The 16,107-nt window shown below is 63.9% G+C and carries 12 protein-coding genes and 1 tRNA gene; 2 read left to right on the top strand and 11 right to left on the bottom strand.

Going from position 1 to position 16,107, the window contains the following annotated elements:
• Positions 1-15: 15 nt before the first annotated feature.
• Both MRBLMU1_RS07215 and MRBLMU1_RS07210 read right to left on the bottom strand, forming a co-directional pair.
• Positions 16-1,545 (bottom strand): FAD-dependent monooxygenase, encoded by a 1,530-nt coding sequence (locus MRBLMU1_RS07215; RefSeq protein WP_363499151.1) that lies wholly within the window; start codon positions 1,543-1,545, stop codon positions 16-18.
• Between the two features lie 330 nt (positions 1,546-1,875).
• Positions 1,876-1,951: transfer RNA gene (locus MRBLMU1_RS07210), tRNA-Arg, on the bottom strand.
• Positions 1,952-2,154: 203 nt separating this feature from the next.
• On the opposite strand from MRBLMU1_RS07210, the gene MRBLMU1_RS07205 reads away from it, so the two are divergent.
• The gene (locus MRBLMU1_RS07205; protein ID WP_363499148.1) at positions 2,155-2,721 is read left to right on the top strand and encodes a c-type cytochrome; all 567 of its coding nucleotides are present in this window, start codon (positions 2,155-2,157) and stop codon (positions 2,719-2,721) included.
• A 58-nt stretch (positions 2,722-2,779) separates the two neighbouring features.
• Here the strand turns inward: MRBLMU1_RS07205 and MRBLMU1_RS07200 are convergent, their stop codons facing one another.
• The 6 genes from MRBLMU1_RS07200 to MRBLMU1_RS07175 form a co-directional block, all read right to left on the bottom strand.
• Entirely contained in the window at positions 2,780-4,102 is a 1,323-nt protein-coding gene (locus tag MRBLMU1_RS07200) for a sigma-54-dependent transcriptional regulator (protein ID WP_363499145.1), read from the bottom strand.
• Between the two features lie 100 nt (positions 4,103-4,202).
• Positions 4,203-5,993 carry a sensor histidine kinase gene (locus MRBLMU1_RS07195; protein WP_363499142.1) on the bottom strand — a complete coding sequence of 597 codons (1,791 nt, stop codon included), beginning with the start codon at positions 5,991-5,993 and terminating at the stop codon, positions 4,203-4,205.
• A 146-nt stretch (positions 5,994-6,139) separates the two neighbouring features.
• Positions 6,140-6,937 (bottom strand): ABC transporter ATP-binding protein, encoded by a 798-nt coding sequence (locus MRBLMU1_RS07190; protein WP_363499426.1) that lies wholly within the window; start codon positions 6,935-6,937, stop codon positions 6,140-6,142.
• 16 nt (positions 6,938-6,953) lie between these two features.
• Positions 6,954-7,775 (bottom strand): ABC transporter permease, encoded by an 822-nt coding sequence (locus MRBLMU1_RS07185; RefSeq protein ID WP_363499139.1) that lies wholly within the window; start codon positions 7,773-7,775, stop codon positions 6,954-6,956.
• Between the two features lie 24 nt (positions 7,776-7,799).
• Positions 7,800-8,768: an ABC transporter substrate-binding protein gene (locus MRBLMU1_RS07180; RefSeq protein WP_363499136.1), complete on the bottom strand. Its 969-nt coding sequence runs from the start codon at positions 8,766-8,768 to the stop codon at positions 7,800-7,802.
• Between the two features lie 334 nt (positions 8,769-9,102).
• Positions 9,103-9,660 carry a hypothetical protein gene (locus MRBLMU1_RS07175; RefSeq protein WP_363499133.1) on the bottom strand — a complete coding sequence of 186 codons (558 nt, stop codon included), beginning with the start codon at positions 9,658-9,660 and terminating at the stop codon, positions 9,103-9,105.
• A gap of 200 nt (positions 9,661-9,860) precedes the next feature.
• On the opposite strand from MRBLMU1_RS07175, the gene MRBLMU1_RS07170 reads away from it, so the two are divergent.
• Complete coding sequence (locus MRBLMU1_RS07170; RefSeq protein ID WP_363499130.1) at positions 9,861-11,006, top strand: ABC transporter substrate-binding protein; 1,146 nt, start codon at positions 9,861-9,863, stop codon at positions 11,004-11,006.
• 52 nt (positions 11,007-11,058) lie between these two features.
• On the opposite strand, the gene MRBLMU1_RS07165 is transcribed toward MRBLMU1_RS07170, so the two are convergent.
• The 3 genes from MRBLMU1_RS07165 to MRBLMU1_RS07155 form a co-directional block, all read right to left on the bottom strand.
• Positions 11,059-13,128 (bottom strand): M13 family metallopeptidase, encoded by a 2,070-nt coding sequence (locus tag MRBLMU1_RS07165; protein ID WP_363499424.1) that lies wholly within the window; start codon positions 13,126-13,128, stop codon positions 11,059-11,061.
• A gap of 111 nt (positions 13,129-13,239) precedes the next feature.
• Positions 13,240-15,273, bottom strand: coding sequence for a M13 family metallopeptidase (locus tag MRBLMU1_RS07160; protein WP_363499127.1), 2,034 nt, complete (start codon positions 15,271-15,273; stop codon positions 13,240-13,242).
• Between the two features lie 144 nt (positions 15,274-15,417).
• Complete coding sequence (locus MRBLMU1_RS07155) at positions 15,418-16,026, bottom strand: hypothetical protein (protein WP_363499124.1); 609 nt, start codon at positions 16,024-16,026, stop codon at positions 15,418-15,420.
• Positions 16,027-16,107: the final 81 nt, after the last annotated feature.

The following is a 16,107-nucleotide window of genomic DNA, read 5'->3' as shown; positions in this document are numbered from 1 at the left end:
CGATGCGGGTAAGTTTTAAGCGAGTAGGAGAGAGGCCGCTAGGGCTTCGATGCAGCCCTCATCCGGCCCGGCGAAGCTACGCCAGCCGATAACGCCATCCGGCCGAACCAATGTCGCGCCGCACGCGGGAACGCCAAACACCTCAGCGAACGGTTGCGACGGCGGGAAAAGGACGTCGTTGCCGACCTCAATGAACCGGAGCCGCAGGCGCTCTGCCGCCGCCCGCCAGTCGGCGTTTGCGGTGAGCAGGACATACTCGCTGCCGAACAAGTCCAGCGAGGATATCGGCTGACCCGCCTGGTCTACCCACACGTGGGGCGCCCGCGTGCCGGGCTGGCCGGCCCATTGCTGGGGCGCGGCCGCAGCCGGCAACGCCGGCCCGGCGCCGGCCACCGCCGGGGACCGGACCAGCTGTCCAAATTCCATGGCATCATTGCTGAACAGCGCCTCCGGCACGAAAGCGGCGCCGGCGCGCGCCGCATAATCGGGGCGTGAAAACGTCTGCTGATGCCGCAGCCAGCCGATCGGACGCCGTTCCGCGTCGTAGGTGTCGAGCAAGGCCGGCGCGGCGTCGCCCTGGATCACACGCCGCAATTTCCAGGCGAGATTCCACGCATCGTCGATACCGGTGTTGGCGCCAAAGCCGCCCCGGGTGGGCGGCAGCTGGTGGGCCGCGTCGCCGGCCAGGAACACGCGGCCCTGACGGTAGGTATCGGCGATGCGGCCCGCCATCTCCCATCGCCCCGTCGTGATGATGTCGAAGGCCATGTCGGCGCCGAGCGCGCGGCGGATCGCCGCCCGCAGCGCGGCTTCGTCGCGCTCTTCGTCGCCGTCGAGCATCAGCACCCAGCGGCTGTCCCCGTACGTGGTGAGGAAGCTGCGGAAGCCCTCTTGTTCGATGGAGAATTGCTGCGCGCCGCGCCGCAGGTAGACATCCGCATCCGGGCAACGGAACAGCACGCTGCGAAGGACGCCGAGATGGCCGACCCCACTTCGCGTGATGCCAAGCGCCTCCCTTACCGGGCTATTGGCGCCGTCGGCGGCGATCATGTAATCCGCGCTGATCTCGTACCGACGTCCGCTGATGCGGTCGAGGACTTGGGCCAGCACGCCGCCTCCGGTCATCTGAATACCGGTGAGCTCGGTACTGGCGCGCAGCTCCGCGCCACGCGCGATCGCAGCACCCCGCAATATCGGCTCCAGCCTGTCCTGCGCGATGGCCGCGCCGGTGCAAGGGGATAGCTCGAGTGGGCGCACCGGCGCTTCGCCCGGCGTCCAGGCTTGCTCGCCGCGCCAGTCGCCGACCAGGCTGTCGACGGTCACGCGCCGCAGACGAGTGCCGGCGGACACTTGCGGAATTTGATCGGCAATACCGACCGCCCGGTAATGCTCCAACGTTGTTTCCGTAAAGCCCATGGCGCGGGGATGGGGCGAACTGCCCGGGTGTTTATCGATGAGAATGTGGGGTACGCCGTGCCAGCCGAGGAACAACGAAGTTGAAAGTCCAACGAGGGACCCACCGACAACGAGAATGGGAGTATGCATAAGAAACGTCCTTTTTTTGCCAAATGGCTCATCAAAGGACGTGTGTCGATCGCGCGGGAACGCTGACGCGGCTGGGAATCAGCAGTGCCAAGTCAAAAAAGTCCACGAGAAATCGGCGCACGTCCGCTCTCGTCGTGGTCCCCGGCCTCGGTGGCCGGGAAAATTTTGCTCCATGGTTGGAGTTGGCCGGGGCTCACCACGCCGGCCCACCTTTTTCGACCCGGGAAGTCTACCACGATCCCGCTTGCCTCATTGGTTGACTGGAGGTGAATTAGTCGCACACCAACCGCTAGCGTCGGAGCTAAGCAATTGATCTGGTGGAGGAAAACTTGGTGCGGCTGGCGGGGATCGAACCCACGACCCTTGGCTTCGGAGGCCAATACTCTATCCACTGAGCTACAGCCGCGTAGGGGGATTTCTTGAAGTGAGCCGTAGGATACCGTTTTTATCGCTTCCCGTCCACGGAAAGTGTCGTTTTGAGCACCTTTGCGTTTCCATACAGGGATTTTTGAGTCTATAATCGCCCGTTTGGTGAAGGTTTTGCAAGGCAGCTGCTTGATCAGTTTTTCGCACGCCACCCCGGCTCGACAATAGTCTGTTAAGGAAATCATGAGCGACGCACATAACGAACACGAATCCGCAATCAGAACACCTAAACAGCTTGTAGCTGCTGTGATCGGCTTTTTTGTAGTCACCGTCTTCGGCATCATCCTGCTGGTCAAGTACGTCACGGAAGACAAATTGACCGGCGCCGGCTCCAACAGCCAGGCCCCGGAAGAAATCGCCGCCCGCCTCTCCCCCGTCGCCGATGCCGGCTTCACCTTCAAGGATGTGAACGCGCCGAAGGTGCTGCAATCGGGCGAAGCCATCTACACCTCCACTTGCGCGGCCTGCCACGGCGCCGGCGTCGCCGGTGCGCCGAAGTTCGGCGATGCCGGCGGTTGGGCCGCCCGGATCGCCCAAGGTTACGATACCGTCGTCAAACACGCGGTCGAAGGTTTGCGCGCGATGCCCGCCAAAGGCGGCAACCCGGACCTGGACGATGTGGAAGTGGCGCGCGCCGTGGTCTACATGGCCAACAAGTCCGGCGCCAAGTTCAAGGAACCTGAAGTGCCGGCCGCTCCCGCAGCCGCCCCCGCAGCGGACAAAGCCGCCGATCCGGCCCAGCCGAAGTAAGCCGCAAGCGGTAACATTAAAACCGGCCTGGATGGCCGGTTTTTTTACGCCCGAACATTCATTTGCGGCCGGTGCCGATCTGGTACTTCTTGAGCTTGTCGTACAGCGTCTTGCGCGGCACAAGGAGGTTGTCGGCCGCCAGGCCGACGTTGCCATCGACGGCGGCCAGCGCCTGGACGATCAATTCGCGCTCGTGATGGTCGACCCGTTGCGGCAGCGACATGGCGTCGCCCGCCTCGGGCACCGGCACATTCCCGGGCGCTGCGACGATGCCCAGCACCAGCCGCTCGGCGAAATTGCGCAGTTCGCGGACGTTGCCCGGCCAGTCCTCCGCCTGCCATTGCGCCATCTGCTGCGCGCTCCAGGCCGGCACAGGACGCCGGTAGCGCACGGCGGCGTCGGCGGCGAAGTGGGCCAGCAGCAGCGGAATGTCCTCGCGCCGGTCGCGCAGGCGCGGCAGGTCGATGCAGACCACGCCGATGCGGTAGTACAAATCCTCTCGGAAATGGCCCTGCGCGCTCAGTTGCAGCAGATCGACCTTGGTGGCGGCGACGATCGTGCACTCCAACGCAACCGAGTCATTGCCGCCCAGGCGTTCGAGCTTGCGCTCCTGCAGCACGCGCAGCAGCTTGACCTGCAGCGCCATCGGCATGCTTTCGATTTCATCGAGGAAGACGGTGCCGCCTTGCGCGAACTCGAGCTTGCCCACGCGGCGCTTTTGCGCGCCGGTGAAAGCGCCCGCTTCGTGACCGAAGATCTCGCTTTCGAACACCGATTCGGGCAAGGCGCCGCAGTTGATGGCGACGAAGTTGCCCTTGCGTCCGCTGGCCGCGTGCAGCAGGCGGGCGACGACTTCCTTGCCGGTGCCGGTCTGGCCGTTGATCAGCACGTCCACGCCGGCCGGGGCGACATTGCGCACCAGGATTTTCAATTGTTCGATGGCGGCCGAACGTCCGATCAGGTCGGGCAGGTCGGGATGCTGGGCGCGGTCGGTGCGCAGCTGTCGGTTCTCCAGCACCAGCCGGCGCCGCTCCTGCGCGCGCCGCACGGCGTCCAGCAGGCGGCCGCTGGCGAAGGGCTTTTCGATGAAGTCGTAGGCGCCGCCGCGCATGGCGGCCACCGCCATCTCGACGTCGCCGTGGCCGGTGACGACGATGACCGGCAGTTCGGCGTCGAGCGCGGCGATCTGCGCCAGCAGGTCGAGGCCGGAGCGGCCCGGCAGGCGCACGTCGGTGACGATGACGCCGGCATAGTCGGCCCGCAATAGCGCCTGCGCCTCTTCCGCGCTGGCGCAGGCCTGCACGCTGAAGCCGCCCAGTTCCAGCGTCTGGCTGGTGGCCAGGCGCAGCGCGGCTTCGTCTTCGATCAAGATGGCCTGCACGTCATGCTCCTTGTTGTAGTACGTAGGGCGGATTAGGCGAAACGCCGTAATCGGCCATCGATGCGCCGTTCGCGGCTCAACCATGGCCGATTACGCTTCGCTAATCCGCCCTACGTGTTTCAGATGATTCGTGTTGTAGCGGCAGCCGCAGCTCGAAGCGCGCGCCGCCATCGGTCTGATTATGCGCCGTCAACTGGCCGTTCATCGCCTGCACGATCGACGACGAGATCGCCAGCCCCAAGCCCAGGCCCTTGCCGGAGGGCTTGGTGGTGAAGAACGGTTCGAACAGATGCGCCACCACCTGCTCCGGGATGCCCTCGCCGCTGTCGCTGATGCTGACCAGCGCGCTGTCGCCGTCGCGCGCGAGGCGGATGGCGACCAGACGGCGCTCGGCGTTCTCGACCGCGTCGAGCGCGTTGCGCAGCAGGTTGATCAGCACTTGCTCGATGCGCACGCTGTCGCCGGTCACTTTCAGATTCTCCACGCCGGCGTCGATATCCAGCGTGACCGCGTGGCGCCGGAACTCGCTCTCAAGCAGGAAGGCCGACGCCCGCACCGATGCCGCCAGCTCGACCGTGCCCAGGGTCTCGTCCTTGCGCGCGAAGCCCTTGAGCTGGCCGATGATGGCGCCCATGCGCGCGCTCGCTTCGCTGATGTGGCCCAGATTGCCTGCGACCTGCTCGCCCTGCCCCCGTTCGAGGAAGATGCGGGCGTTGTCGGCGAAGGCCCGGATTGCGGCAAGCGGCTGGTTCAGTTCATGGGTGATCCCTGTCGCCATCTGTCCCAGCATCGCCAGTTTGCCCGCTTGCACCAGTTCGTTTTGCGTCGAGCGCAGCAGGTGTTCGGTTTCCTGCAATTTGGCGTACTTGCTTTCCAGGTGCTGGTTGGTGGTTCGCAGCTGCTGCGTGCGTTCGACGATTTTATCGTTCAGCTCCAGCTCGGCTTTTTGCAGCGCCGCGCGCGAAGCTAGACGTTCCTCCAGCCGCCGCCGGCGCTGGTGCGAAGCCCAGCCCGCCAGCGCGGCGCAAGCGAGCAGCAAGATCGCCGCCAGCGCCCACTGCAAGCCGGCGCGCAGCACACGCGACTGCCCGGGGAACAGCATCAGTTGCCAGCCCAGCTGGCCGACCGATTGCGTGACGAACAGGTCGGGCTGGCCGTTCAGCGGCGTCACCGTCTTGCCCATGTATTGCTGGGTGTGGGCCAGCTGGCGCTCGGTGGCCGCGTCCAGCGGGGTCAGGCTGCGGTAGATCCAGTCGGGACGGTTGCTGAGGAAGATGACGCCGCTGCGGTCGGCCAGCACGATGGCGTCGTCGCTGCTGCGCCAGGTACGTTCGAAATCGGCCAGGCTGATCTTGACCGCGACCACGCCGGTGACCGGTCCGCCGGCGCTGCCGTTACCGTAGACCGGCTGGGCGATGAAGTAGCCGGCCTCGGAGGTGCTGGTGCCGATGCCGTAGAAGCGCCCCGCCCTGCCCTTGAGCGCGGCGTCGAAGTAGGGGCGGTAGGAAAAGTTTTTGCCGACAAAGCCCAGCGGCTGGTCCCAGTTGCTGGCGCCGATGGTCAGGCCGTCGCGGTCCATCACATAGATAGCGCCCACGTTGGCCTGCTGCTGGATGGTTTTCAAGGTGCTGTTGAGGCGGCTGATGGCGCGGGCGTCGGACGGGTTCGCCAGCGCCTCGATCAGGTCGGGCTGGAAGCCGAGCACGAACGGCAGCGTCTCGTATTTTTGCAGCAGCGATTGCAGGTCCGGCGCCATCAGCTGCAATTGACGCTGGCCTTGCAGGCGCAGGTCGGCGCGGGCGCGCGAGGTGCCGGCCAGATACGAACCGGCGATGACGCCCGCCGCGCAGATCAACGCGAACAGAAGGAGCAGGGATTTTTTGGCGCGCATCAACGGATTCTACTTCACGCGAGCTCTTCTAAAACACGTAGGGCGGATTAGCGCAGCGTAATCGGCCATGCATGCGTCTCGGCGGCGCACACATTGGCCGATTACGGCGTCCCGCCAAATCCGCCCCACGCGGAACAGAGGTGGCTTTAATCGACCGCGGCCATGCGCATCTCGTCATTGTGGTGGCGCTGCTGCTCTTCCATCACCAGTTGTCCCAGTTCGCGCTTCAACGCGTTGAACTCGACGGCGGCCGGATCGCGCAGGCGCGGCAGATCGACAATCATGTCGCGCTTGACGGTGCCGGGACGGTAAGTCATCACAACGATGCGGTCGGCCAGATAGATCGCCTCCTCGATGCTGTGGGTGACGAAGATGATGGTCTTCTTCAGCTCGGCCCAGATGCGCAGCAGTTCGTCCTGCAGGTTGCGGCGCGTCAGCGCGTCGAGCGCGCCGAACGGCTCGTCCATCAACATGATCGGCGAATCCAGCGCCAGCACGCGGGCGATGGCGACGCGCTGGCGCATGCCGCCCGACAGGTCTTTCGGGAAACGGTGACGGAAATCGCTCAACGACAGCATCGCCAGCAACTCATCGACCTTGGCCGTGATCGCGGACTGGTCCATGCCCTTGATCTCCAGGCCGAAGGCGATGTTCTTTTCCACCGTCATCCACGGGAACAGCGCGTATTCCTGGAACACCATGCCGCGCTCCGGTCCCGGACCGGTGACCAGCTTGCCGTCGGCGGTGATGGTGCCGGACGACGGCAGTGAGAAGCCGGCGACCGCGTTCAGCAAAGTCGACTTGCCGCAGCCGGACGGCCCCAGCAGGCAGACGAACTGGCCCTGTGGAATGTCGAGGTTGATTTCCTTCAGCGCGACGACTTCGCGGCTGTCGGTCTTGAAGACCTTGTGGACGCCGCTGACTTGGATGTGGGTCGGATTCATATCGTTAACCTTCATCTTAGTTCTCCAGCCCACGGTGCCACCGCAGCAAATGATTGTTCAGTTTGTTCATGCCCACGTCGATGATCAGGCCCAGCAGGCCGATGCTGATCATGCCGGCGATAATCTTGTCCGACCAGAAGTACTCGCGCGCCTCGAGGATGCGGAAGCCCAGGCCGTTGTTCACGGCAATCATCTCCGAGACGATCACAACAATGAAAGCGGTGCCGATGCCGATCCGCACGCCCGACAGGATGTACGGCACGGCGGCCGGCAGCATCACGCGGATGAACATCGTGCGCTGGTTAACGCCCAGGTTGCGGGCGGCGCGGATGTAGATGCCGTCGACCTGGCGCACGCCGGCGATGGTGTTGACCAGCACCGGGAAGAAGGCGCCGAGCGCGATCAGGAACACGGCCGGCGCGTTGCCCAGGCCGAACCACAGGATGGCCAGCGGGATATACGCGATCGGCGGAATCGGCCGCAGCACCTGCATCAGCGGATTGAGCCAGGCATACATGCGCTGGCTCGCGCCCATCATCAGTCCCAGCGGCAAGGCCAGGCCGGCGCCGACGGCGAAGCCGACCACCACGCGGTACAGGCTGCTCAAGGTGTCGCCCAGCAGTTCGCCGGAGAACGCCCAACCGAGCCACGAGCCGACGGCCGGATCGTAGGCGGTCAGCGGCAACAGATACTCGATCCATTTGCTGACCACCGCCACCGGCGACGGCAGCACTTGCGGATTGACCCAGCCGAGCATGGCGCTGGCCTGCCACAGCACGACGATCAGAATCGGGACCACCGCCCCGGTGGCGCTCTGGCGCCAGTCTTGTTTGTTCATGGTGTCTCCTGCGTTATGGTGGGGTTACTTGATGCCCAGGCTTTTCTTCGACGCGTCCAGCAAATCGGTCTTGACCCAGTCCTTGGCCACCGGCGGCTTGCTCATGCGGCCGACCCCGGTCTTGAGCATGATGTCGGTGGTGATCTGGATGTGCTCGGCGGTGACGTCGTAGCTGTACGGCGAATTGCTGATCGCGTCCTCGAAGTCGTCCTTGGTGATCTGGTTCTTGAACATCGACTCGCGCACGTATTTCTCGGCCACGGCCTGGTTGTCGATGAACGTCTTGGTCGCCTGGACGAAGCAGTTCATGAACTTTTGCGCCAACGGACGCTTCTCGTTGTAGAACTTCTCGCTCATCACCAGCGTGCGCACGGGCTCGCCGATGGCGGTATCGTACGGCTTCATCACCTCGACGCCGTAGCCCTTGTTGATCGCCTGCGACGATTGCGGCTCGCTCTGCATGATGGCGTCGAGGTTCTTGCCCATCAGCGCCTGGTTCAGGTCGGCGAAGGCGAGGAACACCAGTTGCACGTCCTTGCCCGGCCGGTCGGAAGAGGTCAGGCCGGCTTGCGCCAGTTCGGCGATCAGCAGCACCTCGTGGATGCCGCCGCGCGTGACGCCGACTTTCTTCCCTTTCAAGTCCTTGATGGCCTTGATGCCTTCGTTGGGACGGGCCACCAGGCGGGCGCCGCCTTTGGCGAAGCCGGCCACCACGTAGATCGGCGCGCCGTTGGCGCGGCCGGAAATGGCGGCTTCGGAGGCGGTGGCGCCGACGTCGAGCTCGCCCGCGAGAATGGCTTGCATGACGTCCGGGCCTTTGGCGAAGACGTGTTCTTCGACTTTCAGGCCGCACTTGGGCGCGATTTCCTTGATGTACGAGACGGCGCCGTAGTGGGCGAATTTGAGGTTGCCGAGGCGGACGACTTCCTGTGCTTGCGCGGTGGATGCGAAGGCGACGGCGGCGGTCAGGGCTAACAGGCGGAATTTGGGCATTGCTGGTCTCCATTGTGGTTGTTGTTGGTGGAGACATTGCAGCTTCTGTGCCAGCGCCGGCGCGGATGGCAAGTGCTTGATTCTTAAGGGACGGGGGGATGGACGGGTCGGAGGATACTGCGGCAAACCGCAATCGGCGAAGGCGGTTTTGCGGAAATCCGCGCAAGAAAGCTGCACCGGACACGTAGGGCGGATTAGGCGGAACGCCGTAATCGGCCAATGTCTGCGTCATCGACGGCTTATACATGGCCGATTACGCTTCGCTAATCCGCCCTACGTGCCTCCGCGTTATGCGGACGTCGCCGACACATGGGGCGTGTTTCCCCGTCGCTGCCTAGCTGCACAGCCCGAACGCCTTGCGTTCCGGGAAATAGCGGTAGGTGAACGTGCGCACCGGATATTCCTTCAACCCGATCTCGAACGCCGGCGGAACGACGTCGAAGCGCTCCGGCAGCTTCGCCTTGACCCGCACCCGCACGCGCCACAACGTTTCCTCGCCGGCCGCGCTGGCGACGAACATATCCGGCACCTTCGGAATCGAGTCGACAATCTCCGGCCGCGAGTTGGTCGTGCGCTGGTACAACGTCACCAGCTCAGCCTTGTGCAGCACTGCCCCCTTCGGCGCAGTGACGTTGTAGTCACGCGTGAGGAAACGCGCACGCTCGCCGCGCGGCAGGATGTAGACAAAAGTGAACTCCGCGCCGCCCTCCGGCAACGTCACCGGTGGCGTGGTCGCCACGCTCATGCCGCGCGGCAGTTCGAAGCGCGAACCTTCCTGCCAGGTCTTGCATTCCGGCGTGGTCGCCATGTAAAGATTGCCGGGCGTATAGGACTCGCCGCAGCCGCTGAACAACAGTGGGAAAAATATCGGTGCCAGGTAACGAAGACGCATGAAGACGGCTTTCCTATGGAGTAGAGCCCCCAGTTTACCAGTACCCGGCCACCCCGGGCGACTCGCATACGGCAAGCCATGCGTTGCAAAACCGGCCTTGTCACGCGACACACAAAGGACTAATGTGAGCTAACAGTTTTTGTCGGGCAATTATTCGATTTCGGAACGCCGGCCTGCCGGCATACTATGGAAGCAATAATATGAAAAACAAATTGTTTACCGCTGCGCTGGGATTGCTGTTGTCATCGCTGGTGTCGACCGCCTCGGCCGAAACCGGCGTCACCGCCACCGAGATTAAGATCGGCATGGCCAACGCCCAATCGGGACCGACCGCCGGGCTGGGATTGGGCATCAAGGCCGGCAGCGAGGCCTACTTCAAAAAGGTCAACGCCGCCGGCGGCGTCAACGGCCGCAAGATCACGCTGGTCAGCGAGGACGACGGCTACGATCCGCCACGCACCGCCGCCGCCACCGACAAACTGATCAAGAAGGACGGCGTGTTCGCGCTGTTCGGCTATGTCGGCACGCCGACCAGCAAGGCCGCGATGTCGCTGGTCAACGAGGCCAATATCCCGTTCTTCGCGCCGTTCACCGGCGCCGAATTCCTGCGCACGCCGTTGAACAAACACGTCTTCAACATCCGCTCCTCGTACTTCAATGAGATCGAGTTGCAGGTCGAGCGCCTGGTCACCGATGCCGGCGTCACCAAGATCGGCCTGTTCTATCAGGAAGACACCTACGGCAAGGTCGGCAAGGAAGGGCTGCAGATCTCGCTGCAAAAACGCAAGATGACGATGGCCGGCGAGGGCTTCTACCAGCGCAACACCGAGGACGTCGACGCCGGCCTGGCCGCGCTGATGGCCGCCAAGCCGGAGGCGGTGCTGATGGTCGGCACCTACAAGGCATGCGCCGCGTTCGTGCAAAAGGCGGCTGCGGCCGGCTTCAAGCCGAAGTTCTTCAACCTGTCGTTCGTCGGCACCGCCAACTTCATCAAGGCGGCCGGCGACGCGGCCGAGGGCGTCTACATCACGCAGGTGGTGCCGTCGCCGTTCGACGAATCGATTCCCATCGTCAAGCAATACCGCGCCGACATGAAGGCCGCCGGCGTCAACGACGGCGACTACACGTCGCTGGAAGGCTACATCAACGCCGTGGCGCTGGTCGAGGCGCTGAAGAAAACCGGCCCGGATCTGACGCGTGCCAGCTTCATGGCGGCGATGGAAAAACTGAACGTCAATCTCGGCGGACTCGACATCGCTTTCAGCCCCACCGACCACCAGGGCTTGAACACGGTCTATCTGACCAAGGTACAAAAAGGAAAACCGGTCCCTGTCAGCAAGCTCTGATCCGGCCGCGCCAACGAAAAAAAACCCTCGCCACGGCGAGGGTTTTTCTTTTTTACCACATGATGACGCGGTCCTTGGGCGGCAGGTACATCTTGTCGCCCGGCTTGACGCCGAAGGCGTCGTAGAAGCCCGGCTGGTTGCGCATCGTGCCGTTGGCGCGGTACTGGCCCGGCGAGTGCGGATCGGTCTTGATCTGCTGGATCTGCGCCGCTTCGCGCATCTTCATGCGCCACACCTGCGCAAAGCCCATGTAGAAGCGCTGGTCGCCGGTCAGGCCGTCGATCACCGGCGCCGGCTTGCCGTTCAAGGACAGCTTGTACGCCTTGTAAGCGATCGCCACGCCGCTGTTGTCGGCGATGTTCTCGCCCAGGGTCAGCTCGCCGTTGACGTTGTAGCCCGGCAGCGGGCTGAACTCGCTGTACTGCTTGACCAGCATCTTGGTCTTGGCCGCGAAGTTCTTGTGGTCGGCCTTGGTCCACCAGTCGCGCAGGTTGCCGTCGCCGTCGTACTGGGCGCCCTGGTCGTCGAAGCCGTGGCTGATCTCGTGGCCGATCACGCCGCCGATGGCGCCGTAGTTGACCGCGTCGTCGGCGTCGGCGTTAAAGAACGGCGCCTGCAGGATGGCCGCCGGGAACACGATCTCGTTCATCTCCGGGTTGTAGTAGGCGTTGACGGTTTGCGGCGTCATGCCCCACTCGTCGCGGTCGATCGGCTTGCCCAGCTTGTTCAATTCCTTGTCGTACTCGAACTGGGTCGAACGGATCACGTTGCCGACCAGGTCGTCCTTCGACACTTCCAGCTTCGAGTAATCGCGCCACTTGTTCGGATAGCCGATCTTGGTGGTGAACTTGGCCAACTTGATTTGCGCCTGCTTCTTAGTGACCGGGCTCATCCAGTCCAGCTTGTCGATACTGGTCTTGTACGATGCCAGCAGGTTCTTGACCAGCGCTTCCATGCGCGCCTTGCGGTCGGCCGGGAAGTGCTCCGCGACGTACAGCTTGCCAACCGCCTCGCCCAGCGCGCCCTCGGTCACCGAGACGCCACGCTTCCAGCGCGGACGCTGCTCGGTCACGCCGCTCAGCACCGTGCCGTAGAAGGAGAAATTCTCATCCACATAGGCTTTGCTCAGGTAGGGCGCGAAGGCGCGCACCGTCTGCCAGTGGAAGTAGGCTTTCAAGGTTTCCAGCGGGGTCTTGTCCAGCAGGGCCGCCATGCCTTTCAGATAGCTCGGCTGGCTGACGATCACATAGCTGGCCTTGCCGGCGATGCCGGCGCCGGTCAGATAGGCGTTCCAGTCGTAGCCCGGCGCCATCGCGCCCAGCTTGGCGACCTCGACCTTGTTGTAGGCCTTGATCGGATCGCGCAGCTCGACCTTGGTCCATTGCAGCTTGGCCAGTTCCTTCTCGAACTCGACGATGCCGTGCGCGGTGACGGCGCCGTGCGGGTCGCCCGCCAGGGTCAGCATCTTGCCGACGTGCAGCTCGTACTTGGCCAGCGCGTCGGCCAGCTTGGCGTCGTCGGCTTTCAGGTAGTAGTCGCGGTCCGGCAAGCCCAGGCCGCTCTGGTACAGGTCGGCCACGTACTTGGTCGAATCCTTGTTGTCCTGGTGAATGCCGAAGGTGTACGGCGCGCTCACGCCGATCTGGTTCAGGTGCGCGATCAGCGCCGGCAACTGCTTTTTGTCGCCGACGGCGGCGATGCGGTCGAGCTCGGCCTTGAGCGGCGTCACGCCCAATTGCTCGAGCTTGGCCTCGTCCATGAAGCTGGCGTAGAAGTCGCCGATGCGCTGGGCGTCGGAACCGGCCGCCTTGTTCGGCTGGTTGGCGGCGCCTTCGATGATGGCGCGCAGTTGCGGCTGGATATCGTCGCGCAGCTTGGCGAAGCTGCCCCAGCTCGGCTTGTCGGCCGGAATTTCCGTCGTGGCCAGCCACTTGCCGTTCATGTGTGTGAACAGGTCGTCCTGCACGCGCACGGCCGGGTCGATGTATTCGGTGGCGATGCCGGAGGTCATTTTGCTGCTGGCTGCGCTGGCGGTGGCCGCGGCATTGGCTGAGGAATTAGCTGGACCCGCACTTTTGGTGGTGTCCGCGGCGCCGGCCAAACCTGCGATCAGGCTCAGCATCAATGCACTTACGAGATGACGTTTCACAGAAAATCCTTCAAATGTAAAAAGGCAAAAAGGCCACCGCACGATGCATGGCCTGTATGGGTTTATATCACAGGGTTGCCATTGTTACCAGATGATGACACGCTGTTCCGGCGCCACATACATCTTGTCGCCCGGCTTGACGCCGAAGGCGTCGTAGAAGCCCGGCTGGTTGACCATGGTGCCGTTGGCGCGGAACTGGCCCGGCGAGTGCGGATCGGTTTTCACCTGCAAAATCTGCTGCTCGTCGCGCATGCGCACGCGCCACACCTGGCCGAAGCCCATGAAGAAGCGCTGGTCGCCGCTCAGGCCGTCGATCACCGGCGCCGGCTGGTCGCCCAGCGACAGCTTGTAGGCCTTGTAGGCGATCGCCACGCCGCTGTTGTCGGCGATGTTCTCGCCCAGGGTCAGCTCGCCGTTGACGTTGTAGCCCTTGATCGGGCTGTAGGCGCCGTACTGCTTGACCAGCGCGTCGGTCTTGGCCTTGAAGTTGGCGCGGTCCTCCTTGGTCCACCAGTCGCGCAGGTTGCCGTCGCCGTCGGCCTGGCTGCCGCCGTCGTCGAAGCCGTGGCTGATCTCGTGGCCGATGACCGCGCCGATGGCGCCGTAGTTGACCGCGTCGTCGGCCTTGACGTCGAAGAACGGCGGCTGCAGGATGGCGGCCGGGAACACGATCTCGTTCATCGTCGAGCTGTAGTAGGCGTTGACGGTCTGCGGCGTCATGCCCCACTCCTCGCGGTCGATCGGCTTGCCCAGCTTGTTGATCATGCGCTGGTTGGCGAAGTTGGCCGCGCGCAGCACGTTGCCGATCAGGTCGGACTTGACGATCGCCAGCGACGAGTAGTCGCGCCACTTGGTCGGATAGCCGATCTTGGGCGTGAACTTGGCCAGCTTGGCCTGCGCCTCCTTCTTGGTCTCCGGCCCCATCCAGTCGAGCGCGTCGATGCTGGTCTTGTACGACGCCAGCAGGTTTTTCACCAGCTGGTCCATGCGCGCCTTGCGCTCCGGCGGGAAATACTCGGCCACGTACAGCTGGCCCAGTCCCTCGCCGATCGAGCGCTCGACCAGCGCCACGCCGCGTTTCCAGCGCGGCTCCTGCACGGCGACGCCGGTCAGCACGGTGCTGTAGAAGTCGAAACTGGCGTCGGCGAAATCCTTCGACAGGTAGGGCGAGGCGCTGCGCAGCAGCTGCCATTCGAAATAGGCCTTCCACGTCGCCAGGTCGGTCTGCTCCAGCGCCGCGTTGAAGCCGGCCAGGTAGCTCGGCTGGCTGACGATCACGTAGTCGACCTTGTTGGCCACGCCGGCCGACGCCAGCGCGTGGCCCCAGTCGTAGGCGGGCGCCAGCTCGGGCAGCTTGCCAATGGGAGTCTTGTTGTAGCGTTTGACGGGATCGCGGTTTTGCACCTTGGTCCACTGCGCCTCGGCCAGCGCGGTTTCCAGCGCGACGATGGCCTTGGCGTTGGCTTCCGGATTCTTGTCGCCGCCCAGCTTCAGGGTCTTGGCGATGTGCGCCTCGTACTTGACCAGGATGGCGGCCAGCTTGGCGTCGTCCTTTTTCAGGTAGTAGTCGCGGTCCGGCAGGCCCAGGCCGCTTTGCGAAATGCTCACCGCGTATTTGGTCGATTCGCGCGCGTCCTGGCGCACGTTCAGGCCGTAGGGGGTGGCGACGCCGATCTTGTCCAGATGCGCGATCAGCATCGGGAAGGCTTTCTTGTCCTTGATCGCGCGAATGCGGTTAAGTTCGCCTGTGAGCGGGCGGATGCCCAGCGTGTCCAACTTTTTCTCGTCCATGAAACTGGCGTAGAGGTCGCCGATTTTCTGCGCCTCGCTGCCGGCCTTCTTGCCTTTTTGCGCCTCTGTCTTCTCGACGATGCCGCGCAATTCGGACAGGGTGTCGTCGCGCAACTTGGCAAAGGTGCCCCAGCTCGACTTGTCGGGCGGGATCGCCGTGGTCTTCAGCCACTGGCCGTTGAGGTGGGTGTAGAAGTCGTCCTGCACGCGCACGCCCGGATCGATATTTTTCACTTCGATGCCGGAAGTCAGCGGCGCATCATCGGCGGCGGTGGCGAAGGCGGCGACCAGGCTCAGGGTCAAGGTACTCAGCAGAAAGCGGTTCACGGTGGTCCTTAATTAGAACTTCAACTCATCATTGTCGGCCGCTTGTGACGGCCGCGCAAATATTCTACCGCTTGAGTCCGTATCGAAATGCCACCGTTCCGCTTTTTTACTTTACGATACACGCCCGCCCGATGGCGGGGCCGCTCAACCGCCGCCTGGCAGATTGATACTGGCGCCACCGGCGCCGACGCCGACACCCACGCCACCCGCGCCGCCACCGCCCCTGCGGCCGCCGCCGCGACGCTCGCCGCCCTCCTCCTTGCGCTCGCCCCCGCCGCGCGGGCCGCCGCCGTTGTCCTGCACCCGCAGCAGATGCTCGCCGACCTGCTGCGCGACGATCTGTCGCTGGCTTTCATTTAACGCATCGTTGACGGTCAGCCACCATTCGCGCAGCAGCTTCTCCTCGGCGGCGGCGGTGTTGGTTTCCTCGTCGATCGCCTTGGTCAGGTCGCGCAGTTCCACGTTGGCGCCCTGCGTGCCGGCCTGCGTCGCCAGCTGCAGGCGGTCGCGGCGGATTTTACGCTCGCGCAGCAGGTTGCGTGTCTTGGCCTCGGTCTGTTGCCACAGGATCTGCTGGTTGGGATTCAGGTTCAGCGCCTTCCTCAAGTCGTCCGCCATCGGCAGGAAATCCTCGGCATGCATGTCGAAGACGGGAACCGCGAACGCCGGCGACGGCATGGCCCCGGCCAGCAACAGCGCGCCGGCCAAAGCCAGGGCGCGCCCGGCGGCGGAAGGGAAGAACGATGAACGCATGTGAGCTCCGTAGGTAAAAAAAAGCCTGCGCTTGGGGCGCAGGCGAAAACCACTTCAGGGTAGAGAGAAATACGAGTTCAG

Origin of the sequence: Burkholderia sp. LMU1-1-1.1 (assembly GCF_040675865.1) — a bacterium.
In the GTDB taxonomy this organism is placed as follows: domain Bacteria; phylum Pseudomonadota; class Gammaproteobacteria; order Burkholderiales; family Burkholderiaceae_D; genus Rugamonas.
Note: the sequence above shows the minus strand (reverse complement) of the source record. Positions and strands in the feature narration are given on the sequence as shown.